Source organism: Acinetobacter lwoffii (assembly GCF_024129735.1).
GTDB classification, from domain to species: Bacteria; Pseudomonadota; Gammaproteobacteria; order Pseudomonadales; family Moraxellaceae; genus Acinetobacter; species Acinetobacter lwoffii_H.
The window spans coordinates 1-21,684 of sequence record NZ_JAMXXK010000022.1 but is presented as its reverse complement, the minus strand read 5'-3'; the positions used below and the strand labels follow the sequence as shown (position 1 = coordinate 21,684).

18 protein-coding genes are annotated in these 21,684 nt (G+C 45.4%); 8 read left to right on the top strand and 10 right to left on the bottom strand.

What is annotated here, in order from left to right:
* The first annotated feature begins 7 nt into the window (after positions 1-7).
* The gene (gene secF / locus NI469_RS07985) at positions 8-982 is read left to right on the top strand and encodes a protein translocase subunit SecF (RefSeq protein WP_171260795.1); all 975 of its coding nucleotides are present in this window, start codon (positions 8-10) and stop codon (positions 980-982) included.
* A gap of 24 nt (positions 983-1,006) precedes the next feature.
* Here secF and NI469_RS07980 read toward each other — a convergent pair whose 3' ends face one another.
* From NI469_RS07980 to cysM, 5 genes are all read right to left on the bottom strand, one after another.
* A complete protein-coding gene (locus NI469_RS07980) occupies positions 1,007-1,690 on the bottom strand; it encodes a S24 family peptidase (protein WP_216986292.1) in 684 nt (227 codons plus the stop codon).
* Positions 1,691-1,790: 100 nt separating this feature from the next.
* A complete protein-coding gene (locus tag NI469_RS07975) occupies positions 1,791-4,100 on the bottom strand; it encodes a RelA/SpoT family protein (RefSeq protein WP_004733739.1) in 2,310 nt (769 codons plus the stop codon).
* A 32-nt stretch (positions 4,101-4,132) separates the two neighbouring features.
* Complete coding sequence (rlmD, locus tag NI469_RS07970) at positions 4,133-5,521, bottom strand: 23S rRNA (uracil(1939)-C(5))-methyltransferase RlmD (RefSeq protein ID WP_253174804.1); 1,389 nt, start codon at positions 5,519-5,521, stop codon at positions 4,133-4,135.
* A gap of 6 nt (positions 5,522-5,527) precedes the next feature.
* Complete coding sequence (locus NI469_RS07965) at positions 5,528-6,346, bottom strand: 3'-5' exonuclease (RefSeq protein WP_005101819.1); 819 nt, start codon at positions 6,344-6,346, stop codon at positions 5,528-5,530.
* A gap of 18 nt (positions 6,347-6,364) precedes the next feature.
* Positions 6,365-7,294, bottom strand: a complete 930-nt coding sequence (cysM, locus tag NI469_RS07960; RefSeq protein ID WP_004281649.1) for a cysteine synthase CysM — start codon at positions 7,292-7,294, stop codon at positions 6,365-6,367.
* A gap of 362 nt (positions 7,295-7,656) precedes the next feature.
* Here cysM and NI469_RS07955 point away from each other — a divergent pair, with 362 nt between their 5' ends.
* The 5 genes from NI469_RS07955 to rsfS all read left to right on the top strand — a co-directional run bounded on the left by NI469_RS07955 (position 7,657) and on the right by rsfS (position 13,582).
* On the top strand, positions 7,657-10,464 hold the full coding sequence (locus tag NI469_RS07955; RefSeq protein WP_004645149.1) for a GacS-like sensor histidine kinase: 2,808 nt from the start codon (positions 7,657-7,659) through the stop codon (positions 10,462-10,464).
* Between the two features lie 106 nt (positions 10,465-10,570).
* Positions 10,571-11,359: a crotonase/enoyl-CoA hydratase family protein gene (locus NI469_RS07950; RefSeq protein ID WP_004645147.1), complete on the top strand. Its 789-nt coding sequence runs from the start codon at positions 10,571-10,573 to the stop codon at positions 11,357-11,359.
* A 36-nt stretch (positions 11,360-11,395) separates the two neighbouring features.
* Entirely contained in the window at positions 11,396-12,265 is an 870-nt protein-coding gene (locus NI469_RS07945) for an NAD(P)-dependent oxidoreductase (RefSeq protein WP_253174797.1), read from the top strand.
* A 39-nt stretch (positions 12,266-12,304) separates the two neighbouring features.
* On the top strand, positions 12,305-13,093 hold the full coding sequence (locus NI469_RS07940) for a hydroxypyruvate isomerase family protein (RefSeq protein ID WP_253174795.1): 789 nt from the start codon (positions 12,305-12,307) through the stop codon (positions 13,091-13,093).
* A gap of 81 nt (positions 13,094-13,174) precedes the next feature.
* Positions 13,175-13,582: a ribosome silencing factor gene (rsfS, locus tag NI469_RS07935; RefSeq protein ID WP_004733726.1), complete on the top strand. Its 408-nt coding sequence runs from the start codon at positions 13,175-13,177 to the stop codon at positions 13,580-13,582.
* A gap of 270 nt (positions 13,583-13,852) precedes the next feature.
* Here the strand turns inward: rsfS and NI469_RS07930 are convergent, their stop codons facing one another.
* The 3 genes from NI469_RS07930 to NI469_RS07920 are packed head-to-tail and all read right to left on the bottom strand — an operon-like array spanning position 13,853 to position 16,764.
* A complete protein-coding gene (locus NI469_RS07930) occupies positions 13,853-15,298 on the bottom strand; it encodes an NAD(P)(+) transhydrogenase (Re/Si-specific) subunit beta (protein WP_253174793.1) in 1,446 nt (481 codons plus the stop codon).
* 3 nt (positions 15,299-15,301) lie between these two features.
* Positions 15,302-15,625: a proton-translocating transhydrogenase family protein gene (locus tag NI469_RS07925; RefSeq protein ID WP_004281642.1), complete on the bottom strand. Its 324-nt coding sequence runs from the start codon at positions 15,623-15,625 to the stop codon at positions 15,302-15,304.
* Between the two features lie 11 nt (positions 15,626-15,636).
* Positions 15,637-16,764 carry a Re/Si-specific NAD(P)(+) transhydrogenase subunit alpha gene (locus NI469_RS07920; protein WP_004645141.1) on the bottom strand — a complete coding sequence of 376 codons (1,128 nt, stop codon included), beginning with the start codon at positions 16,762-16,764 and terminating at the stop codon, positions 15,637-15,639.
* 982 nt (positions 16,765-17,746) lie between these two features.
* Here NI469_RS07920 and NI469_RS07915 point away from each other — a divergent pair.
* Positions 17,747-18,934, top strand: coding sequence for an MFS transporter (locus tag NI469_RS07915; RefSeq protein ID WP_253114066.1), 1,188 nt, complete (start codon positions 17,747-17,749; stop codon positions 18,932-18,934).
* A 15-nt stretch (positions 18,935-18,949) separates the two neighbouring features.
* On the opposite strand, the gene NI469_RS07910 is transcribed toward NI469_RS07915, so the two are convergent.
* Positions 18,950-19,594, bottom strand: coding sequence for a hypothetical protein (locus NI469_RS07910; RefSeq protein ID WP_253174791.1), 645 nt, complete (start codon positions 19,592-19,594; stop codon positions 18,950-18,952).
* Positions 19,595-19,868: 274 nt separating this feature from the next.
* Between NI469_RS07910 and dusA the strand changes: the two genes are divergently transcribed.
* Entirely contained in the window at positions 19,869-20,894 is a 1,026-nt protein-coding gene (gene dusA, locus NI469_RS07905) for a tRNA dihydrouridine(20/20a) synthase DusA (RefSeq protein ID WP_420909177.1), read from the top strand.
* 49 nt (positions 20,895-20,943) lie between these two features.
* On the opposite strand, the gene NI469_RS07900 is transcribed toward dusA, so the two are convergent.
* The gene (locus tag NI469_RS07900; RefSeq protein ID WP_004281611.1) at positions 20,944-21,456 is read right to left on the bottom strand and encodes a hypothetical protein; all 513 of its coding nucleotides are present in this window, start codon (positions 21,454-21,456) and stop codon (positions 20,944-20,946) included.
* Positions 21,457-21,684: the final 228 nt, after the last annotated feature.

The window sequence follows — 21,684 nt, the reverse complement described above, 5'->3', positions numbered from 1 at the left end:
GAGATCAATGATGACTGAAAATACTCAACTGAATCAAAAACAGTACGGTCGCCCGGAAGACGAACGCATTATTCCGTTTATGAAGATTGCGATGCCTGCGGCATTGTTTTCAATCCTCTTAACCGTTGCGAGTATCTTCTTTATTGCCACCAAAGGCCTGAACCTCGGTTTAGACTTTACCGGTGGTGTGGCAGCCGAATTAAACTATACCAATCCGGTCAAACCTGAAGATGTCTCCAAGGCATTGAACCAGGCAGGCTTTAATGATGCTGTGGTTCAGACTTTAGGTTCTGAACGTGACCTGATGGTGCGTATGCCGGTTCAGGAAGATATCGAAGCTGAAGACTTGACCAAGGCTGTTACAGCAGCGGTTCAACTGCCAAATAATGCGGCAGAAGTACCCAAGGTCGATGTCGTCGGTGGACAGGTCGGTAACGAGCTCTATGTCCGTTCTGGTGGTGCTGTGGCATTGGCACTCCTGCTGATGCTGGTCTATGTCACTATCCGCTTTGAGTTCAAGCTGGCCATGGGTGCCGTGTTGTCACTATTCCATGACATTATCGTCACCCTCGGGATTTTTGCGATGATGCAGTGGCCATTTGACCTCACTGTACTTGCGGCACTCCTTGCAATCATCGGTTTCTCACTGAACGATAATATCGTGGTCTCTGACCGTATCCGTGAGAACTTCCGTAAGATTCGTGGTGCAGAACCGGTCGAAATCATTAACATTGCCCTGACTGAAACCTTGCGTCGTACCATTCATACTTCCATGACTTTATTACTGGTTGTGGTTGCGATGATGGTTATGGGCGGTGATGGCCTGAAATGGTTCTCGATCGCGATGTTTGTCGGTGTTTTTGTTGGTACCTATTCTTCAATTTATATCGGTACAGCCTTTGCCTTGTGGCGTGGTCTGAACCGTCAGGACTTTATTGTTCAGGTGAAGCCAGAATTTGAAGACGAGAACCAGATTCCATAATCTGTTCTGTTTCATGTTCATCGTTCAGCCCGTCTTATGATGGGCTGAATTATTTCTGCCGTTTGAATATATGGCAGTGGGAATAATCGCAATGACTGGATGGATTTTCTCAATATCGGTTTTTTGGAAAATCACCTGTCGATGTTCATCCAGGCTTTGGAATTCATAATGATCTTGAGCTTCGCTCACCAACTGCAAAATGAGCTGCAGGCCATTAACCAGATACACACAGAGTATGCCTGCAGTGGATAACTCGACCTGTTTGTCACAGATCAGCCACCAGCCCGGTTTTAAGCTGGGAAAATAATACGGCCCTGCTACCTGAATTGCATAATGCTGTGCTTGCAGATGAAAAATATCCTGATTGAATGAAAATGCAGAATCTATAGGAATAAGTGCAAATGCCTGCTGTTGCACCACCTGCATCTGAAATAATACGCCTTGCTCTGGAATTGGAGCTAATTCAACTTTTGGCTCAGCCGACTGATCTAGAATGAGCACATCTAGACCCAGTTGTTGTTCCAGCTCCCTTGCTGCCTTCTCCCCGATCTGGCGTTTGCTATTCAGCAATTGAGCGATATACGATGCAGACAAGCCGAAATGCTCACAGATCTCTTTGCCGGTTTTAAATTGCTGCGTCTCGATCAGCAGATCAATCACCTTGGCCAGATTATTTCGTCTACGTTCAAATATTTCGGTGGCGCTCATCTTGGTTTGCTGGTCTATTTTTTATGCATGTGATTCAAATACCTTACAATAAAAAAGCCCGCAATTGAATTGCAGGCTTTTTAAACTTACATAAGGGAAATTAAGTACCCTGTACCAGACGGCGTGCGCTGATAATTCCCGGCTGCTGCTCTAGACGAGCCAAAAGCTTGGAAAGTTGTGCCAGACCTTTGACTTCAATCAACAGCTTCATATTGGCAATACCATCCGCTTCCGAAATGGTATTCACCTGACGGATATTGATCTGATCCGAGAAAATTACTTGCGTCAGATCTTTGAGCAAACCGCGTCGATCATAAGCTTCCACCACAATCTGCACACTTTGACCACGAGTCGGCTGCATTTCCCAGTCGGCTTCTACCGCACGTTCAGGCTCTTGGGTAATCATGCGCACATAGTCCGGACAAGCGACTTTATGAATGCTCACACCACGATTCAGAGTGATATAGCCAGCAATCGATTCACCATGCACCGGTTGGCAACATTGCGCGACATGTAGTTCCACGTTATCCAAACCATCGATCAGAATCCCGTGCGCTGACAGTGTATGACTGGCACGCGGGTTCAGGGCAGGTTTTAGCACCAGTTCAGGTTCGTCCTGATCCAGATGCATGTGACGATTCACCTGATTAATCAGGGCATGCAGGCTGATATCACCATTGACCAGATTGACCAGAATATCATCACCGGTTTTAACATTGAAGTGGTTGCAATAATCACTCAGATCAATCGATTTCGGGTGAATTGCCAGACGTGACAATTCTTTGTTCAGTACTTCACGGCCGACTTCCAGGTTCTTGCTACGATCCTGCTGACGGAACCAGTGACGCAACTTATCTCGCGCTCGGGCCGTTTTGATATAACCTAGCGAATTAACCAACCAGTCCCGATTAGGTTCCCGGTCTTTTTTGGTCAGAATCTCAACCTGTTCACCGGTTTTCAGGGTGTAGGTCAGCGGCACATAGCGCTGATTTACCCGTGCAGCATAGCACTTGTTCCCGACTTCGGTATGCACATGATACGCAAAGTCTAGCACGCTTGAATCACGTGGTAGCTCTTTGATATCACCATCACGGCTAAACACATAGATCTTTTCGAAGCCTTCAAAATCTTGAATATGCTCAAAATTCTCGATTTCATCTTCAGATTCTTTATGTGCACTGCTTTCATTGCGTTCTTGATAATGCTCAAGTACCGCACGTAAGGAATGCAGACGATGGTTAAAAGAGCGATCTGTAGTTTTCGCGCCTTCTTTATAATTAAAGTGTGAACACACCCCAAGTTCAGCTTCGTCATGCATTGCATGAGTACGAATCTGCACTTCAAGTGACTTGTTCTCGGCAATCACTGCAGTATGTAAAGAACGATAACCATTGGCTTTCGGATTGGTAATATAGTCATCAAACTGATGCGGAATATGGCGCCAGATCTGATGCACAATACCTAAAGTGTGGTAACACTCCGGTACACTTTTCACCAGTACCCGTAAAGCACGAATATCATAGAGTTGGTCAAAGCTCAGGTTCTTGCTTTTCATTTTTCGATAAATCGAATAAATGTGTTTCACCCGGCCATTAATTTCAGCTTCGATACCATGTTCGGCCAATTCATTGCGTAATTTATCAATCACAAACTGAATATACTGTTCACGCTCCAGACGCTTTTCATTCAGTAAGGAAGCAATTTCTTTATAACGTTCCGGCGCAAGATAACGGAACGCCAGATCTTCCAGCTCCCATTTCAGCTGGGCAATGCCCAAGCGGTGTGCCAGTGGCGAGTAAATGGTCAGAATTTCTCGGGCCACCCGTTCCTGACGCTCACGCGAGGAATTGGCCAGTTCACGCAAGGCATAGGTACGTTCGGCCAGCTTGACCAGAACAACCCGTACATCTTCGGTGACCGAGATCAGCATTTTGTAAATGCCAGACAGATGTTCACGCTGGTTATTATTGAAATGATCTTCCAGGCGTTTATTTTTTTCGATCAGCTCAGACAGCTTACCCATGGCAAGCGTACCTTTGACCAGGCTATGCACCTGTTCGCCGAACTGTTCCAATACTTCACTGAGTGGCATGACGCCTTCACGAACAGCACGATACAGCATGGCTGCGGACAAAGTATCTTCATCGACATGCAGATGCGCCAGAATATCCGCCATCTCAATACCAGTATAAAAGGTATTGGAGCGGTGCTGAACCGTACTTTGCAGCTCTCTTTCTAATGTTAAGTGGGCGACTTCTTCGAGCTGCGTTAAAGGTGCGCCATCTAATATGCCACGAACCCGATCCAACCATTCAGTCAGATCCTGGTGTGCTTGTTCGGCATGTTCTACAGTCGTCTCCTGTGACAACTCATTGAGTCGTCCAGGGAGTTGCTCACGTACTGTGACCATACCCGTCTCCTACTTTTAAAAACATCATTTCTTTAATCGTTTATTTGATTTTCTTTTTCGAACAATGCGATTGATTCAACATGTCCAGTATGTGTAAACATATCCATCACGCCCGCTTGGGTGAGACGATAGCCCTGTTGTACCAAGAGTCCTGCATCTCTGGCGAGTGTCGCAGGATTGCATGACACATAAACGATTCTTTTAGCTCCAAACTGAGGGAGATAATGCATCACTTCTTCTGCCCCGGCACGTGGCGGGTCGATTAATAATGCATCAAAACCTTGATTTGCCCAAGTATGGTGCGAGAAATCTTTGGTTAAATCTTGTGAATAGAACGCTATTTGTGCAATACCATTGTTTTTGGCATTTTCCGCACCACGTCGAACCATTTCATCACTTCCTTCAACCGCAATCACCTGACCCGATGCACCAACACAGCGCGCCAGCGGCAAAGAAAAGTTTCCTAATCCACAAAACAGATCCAGAACCCGTTCACCTTGTTGTAGCTGAAGCAAATCACATGCCAATCGTACCATTTGCGGATTGATGCTTGAATTTACCTGGGTAAAGTCCAGAGGATTAAAGCCGAATTTCACATCAAAGTCATCAAGACCATAGTGTAAGCGTGCAGATGCTTCTGGAGCATCTATCCGCGAGAGCGTTTCTTTGACGGCAGGCTGCAGATACAGTTGCCAGCCTTTCTGTAACGTAAATTCGCGCAATTGGTTGACATCATCGGCAGATAATTTTGCAGTTTCACGCACCAGCAGCGCAATGTCCTGATCCCCCATGGCCAATTCTATATGACCGATGTCGGCCTTACCATTCAGACCTTGCAGCAATTGTTTAAGACGTGTAACCGAGCCAAACTCGCGATCCAAGATCATACAGCGATCAATCGGTGTCAGTTTGTTGGACTGATTCTCACGAAAACCCACCACCAGCTGATCCTTGGAAGGTAGATAACGCACCCCAATCCGGGCTTTACGGCGATAATCTTCACGTTGTGAACGTAAAGGCGGTAGCCATTGATCAGGCTGGATTCCAGCAAAATGCTGAAGATGCGATTTCAGCACATTCTGTTTCAGTTCAATCTGCGCATCCGCAGCAATATGCTGCATATTACAGCCACCACAGATCCCAAAATGCGGACACACCGGCTTCACGCGAATCTCGGAAGCGTCGCTCAACAATTCAAGACTGTCGGCTTCTTCAAGTTTTTTGACTTCGCGGGTAATGCGGGCACGCACGGTTTCACCCGGCAAGGCATAACGGATAAAGACTTTCTTGCCATGTTTATGCTGCGGATGATCCGGATGTGAACCATAATGAGCGATGCCACGTCCCTCATGCGATAGTGACTCAACCTGAAAAATATACTCGGGTTGCTGGGTAGGACGTGCTTGTGCTCGATGTTTCATGAAAACCTAGGGTGTGGAGATGGGAAAATCAAATTGGGTAAATTCAGTTCGTTGCGAAGTCTCACGCCAAACTGATAAAAAGTCCGCATGCTGCGGTTGAGTATGCAAATATTGAATCGTGCTTTGCAGCAGGTGCTGATAATCCGGCAGTAACAGCTGGCCTTTTAACAACAACCAGCGGATATACACCAGCCAGGTATTCAGGACATCACCTTCACAATACGACGTCAGTTCGGTCCATTGCTGATTGCGGACATATTCTGGAACCCGATAGGCTCCGTCACCGCGCTTGCCTGGATATCCCAGCAAATGTGCAACATCATCCAGCTTCTGGAAATGACGGGCATGAAACATGGCCATCACATCCATCAGATCAACATGACGATGATGGTAACGATTCTGGTAGTTATTATAACGCTTTTGCGTATCAATTTCGCCCTGATCGAACAGACTCGGTGCAGAGAGTCCATGATACATGGCGCGGTATAAAATTACTGGTAAATCAAACTGTGAGCCATTCCAACTCACTAGAGTCGGATGTCGCTTGTCAAAAATTGACAAGAATTTTTTCAAAATTTCTGCTTCAGAATGCTGTTCTCGACTAAACGAAAACAGCTTCATACCCTGTTCATCCATCCATAAACCGGAAATACAGACGATTTCATGCAGCGGTAAACGCTGAAAATCCGAGCCTGAATCCTGACGGCGTAATTTGGTCAAGGCCTGATCCAGATCTGCTTCGGGCAGGTCCAGACCAAACAGATGCGCGCCTGATTTGAGATCGGTTTGGGTTTCAATATCGAAAGTTAAAACAGGCAGGCGCATAAAACAGTGCTCAAATAATTATTCAGGATCTTGTACAGAGAATAACCCTGTAGACAAGTAACGGTCACCACGGTCACAGATAATACACACAATCACTGCATCCGGATGTTCTTCCGCCAGTTTAATCGAGGCCCACACTGCCCCACCAGAAGAGGTTCCGGCACTAATGCCTTCTTTCTGTGCCAGCTTACGCATGGTTTTTTCAGCTTCGATTTGTGGAATATCAATAATGCGATCGACTCGGCTGCGGTCGAAAATGGTTGGCAGATATTCTTCTGGCCAGCGACGGATTCCGGCAATGCTTGAACCATCAGATGGCTGTAAACCGACGATCTGAATATCAGGATTCATTTCTTTCAGGTATTTCGACACACCCATGATGGTGCCGGTGGTACCCATAGAACTGACAAAATGGGTAATTTTGCCACCGGTTTGCTGCCAGATTTCTGGACCCGTGGTCAGGTAATGCGCTTCGACATTGTCCGGATTTCCGAACTGATTCAGCACCAGACCCACACCATCATTCTGCATTTGAGCAGCAAGATCACGTGCACCTTCCATGCCCTGCTCTTTGGTTACTTCAATTAGCTCGGCACCATACGCACGCATCGCGTCCTTACGTTCCTGACTCATATTGTTCGGCATGATCAGCTTCATTTTATAGCCACGCATTGCTGCGACCATCGCCAATGCAATCCCCGTATTTCCGCTCGTTGCCTCAATCAGGGTGTCACCCGGTTTGATCTGCCCACGCTTCTCGGCCTGCATGATCATATTATAGGCCGGACGGTCTTTGACCGAACCTGCTGGGTTATTGCCTTCGAGTTTCGCGAGTACTGTAGCTTGAGTGTGACTTGCCAGACGCTGTAAACGCACCAGCGGCGTTTTGCCTACATAATGGTCTAACAAAAATTCATCTGCTTGAAAATCAGGGATGGTATTACTCATTATTTGCACCTATATCGAGGTGCGGCTATTGTATGAAAAAATGCTTTTCCCTGCACCCATTTAGCAAGGCTTTTTCAGAAAACTCACTAAAACTCATACAGTATCAAGCCATAAACTACATTTCCCGATGATTTAGCCAGGTGAAGTAGCTCGCTGGTGAAGATGAAAATACTATTTCAGTCTGGCACTTTTACAGATTGAAATTCCGGACGCTTTAGTCTTGCTCTACTTGAACAAAATTAACTGAAATCTCTTGTATTTTTAACTGCTAATCCGAAGCTTTATAAAAATAGTGCTTAAATTTTAACTGTCGATTTAAAGCATGCTAATATGCCAGGCATAAAGAAAATACTGCTTAAATCATGTCAACGATCAACAAAAAGCTGTTTAAACGCCTACACTTAAATCATGCCTATGGACAGCTGATTGCGCTGATTTTTGTGCCAATTACCATTTTGGCCTGCGTCGGTGCCATGCTGGTGTTGACTGAGACCTCGAATGCCGCACGTGCCCAGCAGAAGCAGATGGCCATTGCGATTCTGACCCGCTTTCAGGGTACTTCAGAATATGCACTGGATATTTTGAACCTGTATCCCTGGCAATATGACCAGGCCCACAATGCCATGCAGAACATGCTGAATGAAAAGCATCTGGTTCGGGCAGCGGTTCTAGACGAAAATGGCAAGAACCGTTTGGGTATCGGCTTTCAGGAACAGGCGCCTTGGCCAGAATTTGAGAAAAGCGGCAATTTTGTTGGTCCGATTCTGCATCAAGATAATCATATCTATGCCATTAAAGTGAATGAAAACACTTTTTCTACCGGCTGGCTGGCGATCGAACTGGATAACCAGCCGCTAGCAATTGCCCGTTACCGAGTACTGATCGTACTGATTGCGACCGGATTACTGACCTTATTATTGTTATTACTTTGCTTGAATTTCTACTCACGGCGCTGGATCGCCCCCATGTATGAGATTCGCATGCAATTGCAACGCCTGAATGCCGATACCCTCGGCCAGCATATGGTGATTAACAGCACCGGCGAGCTGCGTTTATTGCAACGTGATATCGCCAATGTGGTGAAACGTTTGCATTTCAGCTTTCTGGAACTGCGTGAACATACCGAACAGACCGAAGACGATTTACGCCGCACCCTCGACACTTTAGAAGTCCAGAATATTACCTATCGTCAGGCACGCGACCAGGCGATCTCGGCCAACCAGGCCAAGTCGGTGTTTCTGGCCAATATTTCCCATGAATTGCGCACCCCGCTGAACAGTATTGATGGTTTTATTCATCTGTTGTTACGTCAGGGCAATCTCAGCAACGAGCAGAGCCTGTATTTGCAGACCATTCGTAAGTCTTCAGCGCATTTGCTGGCGCTGATTAATGATGTACTGGATTTTTCCAAAATTGATGCCGGCAAACTGGAACTGGAAACGGCACCTTTTGATCTGGAAGAAGCGATTTTTGATGTGATGGACATGTTGTCACCTCTGGCAGCACAAAAACATATTGATATGGCCTTCTATTATGCAGATGGTGTGCCAAAACACATTATTGGTGATGCGCTACGATTTAAACAGATTCTGACCAACCTGATTTCCAATGCGATCAAATTCACTCCGGATGGAGAAATCATTGTCCGGGCACGCATGGAACATGATGGAATGGATCAGTGTGTGCTGCATTTTAGTGTACAGGATAGCGGCATTGGCCTGAGTGGTACCGACCGTAAAAAGCTGTTTGAGTCCTTCTCGCAGGGTGATACCTCGGTGACCCGTCAGTTTGGCGGTACCGGTCTTGGTCTGGCAATTTCCAAACAGCTGGTCAGCCTGATGCATGGCCAGATTGGTTTTGAAGACAATCAGGAACGTGCTCCAACCGAAAAAGGCTCTACTTTCTGGTTTACTGCCCAGTTCCTGGTCGATGAAGATACCGTGATTGAGCATCCAGATTTTAGCGAATTGACCGTGGTGTCTTATCTTGCACATCCGGCAACTGCGAATGTGCTGCGGCATTATCTGGAAAATTATCAGGTTAAACATATTGAATGTGCATCAATTCTGGATCTGTTTAGCCGTCTGAATCATTTACAGAATAGCGAAAATACCTGGCTGATCGTCGATCATAGTGGTGACAGTGAAGTCTTGTTACGCGAAATCCGTTCACGTTATCAGGGTCATCTGGCTGTCTATGGTTATCAGATGCAGCTGGATCCGAGCATGCTCAATGACCATCGTGCCCGTGCCCTGCATCAGCCACTCAGCCGCAGCGCGCTGATTCAGTTACTCGGCAATCAGCCGGTCTTCGACCAGGAACAGCATGAAGAATTTAATGGTCAAGGCCTGCATATTCTGGCCGTGGATGATCACTTACCCAACCTGATTGTTCTGGAAGCCTTGCTGGGTGAACTCAATGTCACCACGACCAAAGCCCTCAGCGGGCAGGAAGCGATCGATATTATTCAGCGCCGTTATGAACAGGAACAGCCAGCATTTGATCTGGTCTTTATGGACATTCAGATGCCAGTCATGTCGGGGATCGATACCACCCGTGCTATTCGCTCGCTGGAATCGACCTTTGAAAATCATAGCCGCCTGCCGATTATTGCACTGACGGCGCATGCACTTTCTGATGAAAAACATAAACTGCTGCAAAACGGCATGGATGATTATGTCACCAAGCCGATCCAGATCGAGCAGATTATCCAAATTTTGACGCACTGGACCACCGAGCATTTTAAACGGATTCCGGTGCTAGAACGCGCCAATGTGATTGATGCTCTGGATCCAAATATTCTGGACTGGCAGCAAAGCCTGCAACTGGCAGCCAATAAGGAAGATCTGGCGGTAGATCTGTTACGCATGCTGGTGGACAGCTTTGCGGATGAACTCGATGAAATGCAACAACTGATTGAACTGGAAGATTTCCCACAACTGGAACATGTGCTGCATCGTTTATACGGCGCGACCCGCTATGTCGGTGCACCGACTTTACAGAAAGTCACCGGTGGCTTTGAACAGTTCGTTTCAACCCTGCGCAAAGAACGCCGTAAGGCCGATGAAAACTTTGTTCAGGACGTGCTGAAATATTTTGATGAACTCAAAGCCGTGGTTGAACAGGTTGAACAGGCTGCCCAGCAAATTTTGAAGCAACATTTGAATTAAACCTCTGAAGTGGCTCAGTCCATGACTTAAGAAGTGTGACTGAGCTGTCATGCAAGCCTAAAGGCTGCATGCTATGCTCAAGCCAGGAAAAATAAGGAAGAATGCCATGTCACTCGTGCGCTTGGAAAAAAATAACGGCATTGCCACTGTTACACTGAATCGTCCGGATAAACGCAATGCCATGAGCTTTGCCCTGCTGCGCGAACTGGTCGCGACTGCACAAAAAATCAAAAAAGATAAAAGCATCCGATGTGTGATTTTAACGGGTGAAGCTCAAGTCTTTAGTGCCGGTATTGATCTGGCCGATTTAAATAATCCTAAAAATCGTGCTTATGCTGCCTGGGAGCTGATTCGTCCGGGTCAAAGCCTGTTTCAAAAAGCATTTCTGGTCTGGCAAGAATTACCTGTTCCGGTGATTGCCGCAATGGAGGGCTTCTGTTTTGGTGCCGGGATGCAACTGGCATTAGCCGCAGATATCCGCATTGCCCATCCTGAGACCAAAATGTCAATTATGGAAACCCGTTGGGGACTGGTGCCAGACATGGGACTCAGCCGCTCACTGAAAGGCCTGATTGGTATTGATCTGGCAAAAGAGCTGACTTTGACTGCCCGGATTTTTGAGGGCGAATATGCCAAAGAAATCGGTCTGATCACCCATGTCGATGAACAGCCACTGGCAAGAGCACAAGCCTTGGCTGAAGAAATGCTGCAACGTTCTCCAGATGCGCTGATGGCCTCTAAATTTGTACTGGATGCCATGCAGCATCGTCCAAATAAATCCTTGCGTATGGAAAAAATATGGCAGCTGAAATTATTACTGGGTAAAAACAGTCAATTGGCCCGTAAAAAGGACAAAAACCCAGAGGTTCAGTTTGTACCGCGCCAATATAAATAAGTCGAGTTTGAGTCAAAGCAAGGAATAAGAGAAAGTATGCAGTTGAATCGCGATACTAAAATTGCCTTTTTAGGTATGGGGCTGATGGGCACTCGTATGGCCACACGTCTGCTTCAGGCAGGTTTTCAGGTAGCGGTCTGGAATCGCACACCAGCAGCCTGTGAGCCCTTGCTGGATCAGGGCGCGACTGCGCTGTCTTTAGACCAGATTGCCAATTATCCGGTCATTCTCAGCTGCTTGGCAGATGATCATGCAGTGCAATCTGTTTTTGCTCAGATCGAACCGTATTTGGTTGCGGAGCAAGTGATTGTGGATTTCTCCAGCCTTTCAGTACAGCAAACCCAAACACTTGCAGCACAAGCACAGGCCAAGAAAGTAACCTGGATTGACTCTCCGGTTTCAGGCGGTACCACCGGGGCTGAACAAGGCAGTCTGGTGATTTTTGCCGGTGGTAATGCCGCGACTATTGAAAATCTTAATCCGATCTATGCAGTACTTTCACAGCGCGTGACCCGCATGGGTGATACCGGCACCGGTCAGGCGACTAAAATCTGTAATCAGCTGATTGTTGCGGCCAATAGTACCCTGATTGCAGAAGCCGTAGCTCTGGCTGGCCTTGCTGGAGTGGATGCACGTTTACTGGCACCAGCGCTGGCAGGTGGTTTTGCCGACTCCAAGCCTTTTCAGATTCTGGCACCGCGTATGGCCACGCAAACTTTTGAACCGGTGCAATGGAAAGTACAGACCTTGTCCAAAGATTTGAATAATGCCGTGCAACTGGCCCAAAGCTTTGATCTGGATGTTCCGGTCGCAACTCAAGCTTTAACGCAGTTACATGCTCATCAAGCTCAAGGCTTTGCCGAAGCAGATCTGGCCACTGTAATCCAGCAGCTGAAACACTCATAACGCTTGATTTATACAGCCCTGAATATTGAAGAGAAAGACATGATTAAACTTGCTGTCAACCTGTCGATGATTTTTACCGAAGTGCCGCTTATCGAACGCTTCGCGCTGGCTCGTGCACAGGGCTTTAATCATGTGGAAATCCAGTTTCCTTATGAGCTCACCATTGGCCAGATTCAAAACCAGCTCAGCATGCATCGGCTGAACTTGTGCCTGATTAATGTGCCAGCGGGCGATTTAATGCAGGGCGGTCATGGCCTGGCCGGCATTCCAGGACAGGAAATCGAGTTTCGTCATGCTGTTGAGCAGACCATCCAGTATGCCACGGCGTTGAATGTACCGCGGGTGAACATTCTGGCAGGAAAACAGCCTAGGGATTGTGATCTCTTACCCTGCCTGAATACGCTGGCGAGTAACCTAAAAATGGCCTGTTCAATGCTGCTTGAGCATCAAATTGAACCAGTCTTTGAAATGATCAATGGCATCGATATGCCACGTTTTTTGATTCAAAATATTGCTCAGGCACAGGAAATGCTGGAAGCCGTGCATCATCCGGCCTTAAAAATGCAGTATGACTGTTACCACATGGCAATGATGGGCGAAGATGTCCTGGAAACTTTGCAAGAAAATATTGCCTCGATTGGTCATATCCAATTTGCGGATTGTCCGGGACGGCATCAACCCAATACGGGCTCTATTCAATATCATGATATATTTCAGTGGTTAAAACATAGTCAATATCAAGGTTATGTCGCTGCCGAGTATAAACCTAGCGGACATTCCAACGATTCCTTTGGCTGGAAAGCCGAGTTCTTTCCGGAGCATGACTGAGTGGACTGCGGCTTCATTTGAAATTCAGGACTAAAACCGCTATATTAGACCATGCATAATTGTTAGGAAATTACACTCCCCATGAATTTAGAACCATCGCCCAGCGCTTCTAATTCTCACGATCTTACTATGAATTCAAATTCTCAAGCTGTAGAGGACTGCTTAAAAGTCGTACATGCTGCACTTGAAGATGTAAAAGCAAAAGAAATTGTTGAGCTTGATGTCAGCGGTATCAGTAATGTGGCTGATGCTATGGTCATTGCAAGCGGTACATCGACACGTCACATCAAATCATTGGCCAATAACGTTGCTGAAGAAGCACGTAAAGCTGGCTTCCGCCCTCTTGGTATTGAAGGCGAACGTGATGCTGAATGGATCCTCATCGACCTTGGTTATGTTGTGGTTCATTGTATGCTTCCAACAGCGCGTAAATTCTATGACCTAGAAAGCTTATGGCGCAATCCTACAGATACTGACTCTGTAGCGTAAAAACCGAATATTCAAAAAAGCGACCTGTGTAGGTCGCTTTTTTATTGCCTGTTCATCTAACTTTATAAGCATTAATACAACTCAATCTGTTCGCTATTTTTCTTTAATTTTCATCTTGTCTTATGCACCGATTTGATTGGTATTTTAGGATCAATTCATCATAAACATAGACGTTCGATGACCACTCAATCATCCTTTTTCCAAGATATAAAATAAAAAATCCCCCTTTATTAAAGGGGGACTTAGGGGGAATTCTAATGATTTAGATGATTAGTGACCTGTACCATTAATGGCTTTAGTCATATCTTCCACCACTTTCTTGGCATCACCAAAGATCATCATGGTCTTGTCGTTATAGAACAAGTCATTGTCCAGACCCGCATAACCGGTTGCCATAGAGCGCTTGATCACCATAATCGTACGTGCCTTATGCGCTTCCAGAATCGGCATACCATAAATTGGTGAGGTTGGATCATCTTTCGCCGCAGGGTTCACAACATCGTTGGCACCAATCACCAGCACCACATCTGTTGCCGGGAAGTCCGAGTTGATCTCATCCATTTCCAAGATATCTTCATACGGTACGTCCGCTTCAGCAAGCAATACATTCATATGACCCGGCATACGACCTGCTACAGGGTGAATCGCAAAACGAACCGTTACGCCCTGCTCTTTCAGCAAGTTAGCCAATTCTTTTACCGCATTTTGGGCACGGCCTTGTGCCATACCATAACCTGGTACAATCACTACGCTGTCTGCATTTGACATCAGGAAGCCTGCGTCATCTGCCGAGCCAGAACGGTGATTACGTTGAACCTGTTCACCTGCTCCTGCTATCGGCGCAGCTGCACCGCCCATCGCACCACCAAACAAAACGTTGATGATTGAACGGTTCATCGCTTTACACATGATGTAAGACAGAATGGCACCTGAAGAACCCACCAGTGAGCCTGCAACGATCAACATGTTGTTTTCTAGGGTAAAACCAATACCAGCTGCTGCCCAACCCGAGAATGAGTTGAGTAGCGATACCACCACTGGCATATCACCACCACCGACTGGTGCAATCCATACCCAGCCGAATGCCAGCGCAAGGCCTGTCATCGCCCAGAACGATGTCATATTGCCAGTCAGGAAGAAGTGAACCCCAAAACCTAACATTGCAATAAAGATGATTGCCTGAACTGGTTTCACCCACACACCTGAAATGGTTTTCGCCCATTTCTTTGCAGCCAGTTTGCCGTAAGCAAAGACTGATGCTGTAAAAGTAATCGCACCTACGAAACAGCCCACAAACAGTTCAAATAAATGAACACGACTCATTTCATGGAAATTGACACCATTGGCAGCCAACAGGTCTGGACCTAGTTCAATCAATTTGTTGTTGTGAATAATGGCAGCGACAGCAATCAGGACCGCAGCCAGACCCACCAATGAGTGCATTAGCGCCACAGTTTCAGGCATCTGCGTCATTGGAACTGTACGTGCACGGGCAATACCCACGATTGCACCCAGCACCATTGCACCAATGATCATCCAGACCACTGGATTCTCAGCTACAAAGAAGGTGGTCATGACCGCAATGGCCATCGCGATCATTCCGTAACGGTTACCGGCAATCGCAGTTTTAGGACCTGATAAACCACGTAGCGTCAGGATAAAAAGAACGGCACCAATCAGGTAGAACCAATCCGCATACTCTCGAATCATTTCCATGGATTAACCCTCTTTTTTCTTTTGCTTAGGTTTAAACATTTCCAGCATACGAGCAGTCACGGCAAAGCCACCGAAAATATTAATGCTCGCCAGGAATACTGCAATCGCGCCAAGTACGCTCACCACGTTAATGGTCTGGAAATCCACGCTACCTTCAACGCCAATCACCGGCAGGCCAACAGTCTGAATCATTGCACCGACAATAATGATCGATGACAAGGCATTGGTGACCGCCATCAACGGCGTATGCAATGCTGGTGTTACACCCCACACCACGTAGTAACCTACGAAAATGGCAAGGACAAAAATCGTAATTGTTTCAACCATGAGTCTTCTCCTTAACCACGTTTCAGCAGCACTTGGCCGCCATGAGTGACGAGTAGGGCTTTTTGAATTTCTTCTTCTTGATTCAGGACAAAATTCTTATCTGCATCAAATAGTGTTTCAACGAAGTTAAATACGTTACGAGCGTATAAAGCAGAGGCTTCAGTTGATACAGTCGACGGAATATTTGGAATGCCGAGAATTTTGACGCCATTGTCGGTATGGACTGTTTCGCCACATTTCGAACCTTCGACGTTGCCGCCAGACTCTACTGCCATGTCCAAAATTACTGAACCTGGTTTCATTTTCGCAACTGTTTCAGCACGGATTAAACGCGGTGCATCACGGCCCGGTAAAAGCGCTGTGGTAATCACGATGTCAGCATTTGATACCGCTTTATCAACAATTGCAGCCTGATCGCGGATGTATTCTTCACCCGGCATCCAGCCATAACCATTTTTGGCAGCATCTGCAGCTTTTTGCTGCTCTTCAGCAGACATCGGCACGTCTAGCCATTTACCGCCCAGAGATTCAACCTGATCTTTGGCAGTTGGACGCAAGTCCGTGGCTTCAACGATGGCACCTAAACGTTTTGCAGTGGCAATCGCTTGCAGACCCGCTACGCCGACACCCATAATCACCACACGAGCCGGTTTAACCGTACCCGCAGCAGTCATCAGCATCGGGAACATGCGCTGGTATTCAGCCGCAGCCAAAAGCACCGACTTGTAACCTGCAAGGTTGGCTTGAGAAGACAAGACATCCATGTTCTGCGCACGAGATAAGGTTCGTGGCAAAAGTTCCAATGCAAATGCAGACACGTTTTGTGCCGCGAATTGGTCAAGCTCAGTATTACGGTAAGGATCAAACATTGCCACGATAGTGGTATTCGGGTTGAGTTTTTGAATTTCCTCACCTTTCGGTGCACGAACTTTTAAAATCAACTGACTGCCGGTATAGGCATCATCCGTAATTTTGGCACCAACTTGTTCATAGGCACTATCGATATAGGCAGCTTTAACACCTGCACCACGTTCGATAATCACGCTATGTCCTGCGCTGATCAATTTCTTTACTGTCTCTGGCGTCGCAGCGACGCGATTTTCACCGACAACAGTTTCGGCTGGAATTCCGATCTGCATGAGCGTTCCTCAAGCTAATTTTTCTTAAGTAAACATCGCCTAAACGATGCTTCCCCTCAGGATGTGTTCTTGTTGAATTTTTGGATTCTAATCAAACTGTTTGAAATTACCACCTACTATTTATTTAATAAATACCTATATTTTGAACTGATGATTCATAAAAATGATGCTGCAATAGCACATTTATTTAATTCAAGGGCTATTTATATTCGATGATTTTATAAACGATATTCATTCCACTAAATGAAATATCTAGATTTTGCTGGCGTAAATAAGCGCGACTTTCTGATTTATTTTGTTACATTGATGATTCTGACAATGATTGCTGTATTTCTTGATTCAGAAGCAGACTTTCAATTTCTCTAGTCCCTATAGATAGCGGCACTTTAGCTGCGTCGTTTTTTTAGTTTTGACTTTTTTGACAGATTTAGTACTCAAGCAAGAGCACTGTTTTTAGATGTTAAAATCGTATTTTATGAAATGATAGAATTTGTTTTGAGCAGATCTTCATCAGACATAATTGATACATCTGACAAAAAAATAATCGCCAAAATTTTATAAGACCCAAGTCTCAAACAGTCAGATAAAGGGTAGAAAAAACCTTGCGTACTATTTATTATATTAATGTACTGAACTTGATTCAAAATGGGAAATCCCATTTTTGCACCAAATTTGCGCAACAAAATAGAGTAAATATTCCACTTTTTTGGCTGAGTGCTTCTTTTTTATTGTTTCTAGATCAAGCTGCGCTTTAATGAAGCAACCCCATTATCAAAAGATAAAAAATTCTGCAAACATTCACTCATATTTTCTATTTAAAATTGCACTTCTTTCTTTAAGCTGCCTGAGTTCTAACGATTTTCAATGCTGGCAATATTTCTCTACTTTTAAAGCGAGAACTTCTGGCCTATAGTGCCCTCAATTTGAACATTATTCTTATTCCTCATTTCAATTCTTCCGGTCTGAATACAAGGTTAGCCCTATGCACACGCCTCTCGATATTAGTCAAAATAAGCCCTTATTATGGCTGATGGCGATTGCATGCGGTTTATGTGCCGGCGCGAACTATTATTGCCAGCCGTTGATTTCATCGATTCAGCAGTATTATCAGGTACCTGAATCACAAGTGGCACTTACTGTCACTTTTGCTCAAATCTCTTATGCCCTGGGCCTGCTGTTTATTGTGCCTTTAGGGGACATGCTGAATAAAACCAAACTGATCCCTTTCCTCATGCTGGGTGCAGCAGCAGGTTTATTTATTTGTGCCAGTGCAGTGAATCTGCCAATGCTCTGGGTCGGCACTATCATTGCCGGACTGTTTTCCGTAGCTGCACAGATTCTGATTCCCTTGGCCACCATGGCGGTCAAACCGGAAAAAACTGGAGAAGTGGTGGGCTTCCTGATGAGCGGATTACTGGTTGGCATTCTACTTTCGACCAGTATTGCCGGATTACTTTCCGACCTGTTTCACTGGAAAATGATTTATATCCTCAGTGGCATAAGCATGTTGGCCTTAAGTTTTTATTTGAGAGGAAAACTACCGAGCCTGCCACGTCTGAGAATCAGCTATACAGCGATTTTTAAATCTATGGGGATATTACTCAAGCAGGAACCACGACTGGTTTTGCGTTCACTTACAGGCGCCTGTGCTTTTGCTGCCATGAGTATGTTGTTCTCCACCATAGCTCTACTGTTGACGCAGGAACCTTTTCAGCTTTCTGATGTCATGGTCGGACTGGTCACGCTGGTGGGTGTATTTGGCGCACTTTCCACGCAGTTCATTGGCAAATGGGCCGATCGTGGCCATATCAAAACACTGAGCTGGATCGGTTGTTCTATCCTGATGGGAAGCTGGCTGTTTTTATATTTTGGTGCGGTATCCTTGCTCAGTTATATTCTGGGTTATGGACTGATAAATCTGGGGCTCGCGATTACGCACAGCTGTAACCAGAACGTGATTTTCCGCCTGCGCCCGGATGCCAAATCACGGGTCAATTCACTGTATATGACCTTGTATTTTATAGGCGGTGCCTGTGGTTCAGCCTTAGGGGTTTATGCTTGGCATCACGGGGGCTGGAGCATGACCTGTATGACAGGACTTGGGCTAGCTTTGTGCGCTACCTTGTTCGCCCTGCTGGATCAATGGCATCAGGCCCGCATAACTGCATAAGTATTTTGACTATATCTAGCTGACTTGCGCCGCCGGATAATAAGGCTTATTCAGATCAAGAGTTTGTGAGTTTTCTAATAAAATACAGATAAAAACCGGCAATAAGGCTGCCAGAATTCGGCAGCTCTCCTCTAATGATTTATAATTCAGCGAGCTGTGATACGTGGCGCCACCCTGTATTATCTGATGGTGCAAGGTAGATAAACGCTGAAATATTCCAGCTAAAATTTCAACAGAATTTCGTTCTTTTAAAGCATTCTCTATATTCTGTTTCTGTGCTTCCAGATCAGCTTGACAGCTTTCCAGACTAATTTTCTGATGGCGATAATCCCAAAAGCTTTGTTCCACATAGGGATTGGCCAAGAATGAGCAGATCGGCTGGTTATATTTTTCCCAAAGAATATGATTAATTTTCTGATCCAGATCCTTTTGGCAGAGTATTTCCAGAAACTGCTGTAGCTTGCTTTGATCTTGAACTAGATCACGCTCATCTGCATAAATCGCCTGAAAGCTGATCCACAGGCTGATAAACTTAAAATCTAGATCTTGATCAAGGTCTAGCGATTTTTTAAACCAGCCTAAGCCACGATGAATTCTTAAATTAAAATGTGCCGAATTTTGTGCTTTATGGCTTTTATAAATTTCCTCCAATAACAACATGATTATTCTCCTTATTTCTAAAATTTTTATCTTCATCTTTCTCCTATCAAAATATACCATTCCAACCTGACTGGGAATTCCAATTTTATTTCTTGTTTCATTCCCTGGATTTACTGGGCTAGCTCAAGTTCGCCGGGTGGTTTTTCTGATTTTATGCTAGTATTACGCCCTCTTTTTGCAACGTCAGCCGTTCCGGTTTTAGCCAAGAACCAATAGCTGAGTGATCGCATGGATTGCTTCTTCTTTCTTCCATTTCGTTAAGGCGTGATTTTGAATGACTGATCTGACCACCATTGAAAATAAACTTCAACCGCGAATCAGTGTTGCCCCGATGATGGATTGGACTACCAAAGACTATCGTTTCTTTGCACGTCTTTTTAACCCGAATGTGATTATGTACACCGAAATGGTTACTACGGGTGCAATCATTTACGGTGATGCCAAACGTCATTTGGACTTTAATACGGAAGAACAGCCAATCGTGTTGCAACTCGGTGGCTCAAATCCAAAAGATCTCGCCACTTGTACCAAGATGGCACAGGACTGGGGCTATAACGAAGTCAATTTAAATGTAGGCTGCCCAAGTGACCGGGTACAAAATAATAAAATTGGGGCCTGTCTGATGGCGGAGCCTGATCTAGTCGCAGAATGTATTGCTGAAATGCGTCATGCGGTGGATATTCCAGTGACCGTAAAACACCGGATCGGAATTGATGATATGCAATCTTATGAAGAGATGCTGCATTTTGTCGATACCGTGGCCAAAACCGGCTGCAATAATTTTATCGTGCATGCGCGGATTGCCTTATTAAAAGGTCTATCACCTAAAGAAAACCGCGACGTGCCACCCCTACGTTATGAAGATGTCTACCGTTTAAAACAGGATCGTCCTGATCTGCTCATCGAGATCAACGGCGGAATTAAAACCTATGCCGAAACGCTGGAACATCTCAAACATGTGGATGGGGTGATGATTGGCCGCGAAGCCTATCATAATCCTTACTTACTGGCTGAACTGGGCCAACTGTGGAATCTGGATGCACCAGACCGTTTTGACATCATGCAACAGATGCTACCTTATATTGCTCATCGCATCGCCGAAGGTGCACCTTTATCCATTATTACCCGTCATATTTTGGGACTATTCCAGAACTTGCCGGGTGCACGTAAATGGCGTCAGGCTTTAAGCGGTGGTAATGCCAAAACCTTGAAAGATGTAGAAACTGCACTCTTTAATATTCAGGAAGCGATGCAGCGTACTGAAGATTATGTACGTGAACATCAACAGGTTGAATCCTAAACAGAAAAGCACCGATCATCGGTGCTTTTTTATAGCGATTGCGCATGAGTTATTGCGTATACGCCGTAATATTACCCACCGGAATCGGCTCTTCTTGATAAGAAACATCTTGTAATGCGGGTTCAGCCACTGGTGTGATCAGCGAGCCGGAGACATTCTGGTTTGGTTCATCTACAGGTTCCAGATCATCCAAGGCTGAGGCCAGTTGCTGTAATTCCCGATCCAGTTGCTGACGATATTTTTCAATTTCAATTTCATCAATAAAAGCAAAGGCATCATCTTCAATCGACCAACTATATCCCCCATCCACCTTAAAGACTTTTACATGAATGGGATATTCTTCACCCTGATAATTCAGATGAGAAATGGCCTGAAACTCATTCCCCTGACGCTGGACAATTTTGACCTTTTTCACGGTAAAACGATAGTGTTGATAATCTCGATTGGAATTAAATTCACGTTGCATCTGCGTTTGAATATTTCTGGCCAGTTCATCCATCGAGACAAAATAACTGCATCCAGCCAGACAGGCGACCATCCATAACATCATGATTTTTTTCATAGCGCCCCCTTCTTTTTTCTTTCCACTTCCTGCTTATAGTCGATATATGCAGTATTTTTATCTTTGTTTATTCTGTGACCCATTTTATGCTTTTTTGCAAAAACAATAAACAAACAGCGCTTCGATTAAGACTAAATAACCTGAGTTCGATATAAAAAAGAGTAGAAAAAAAGCCCTGAATTTATAACATATTGGTTCTCAAGACAAAATGTTATAAAACAAGGCTTC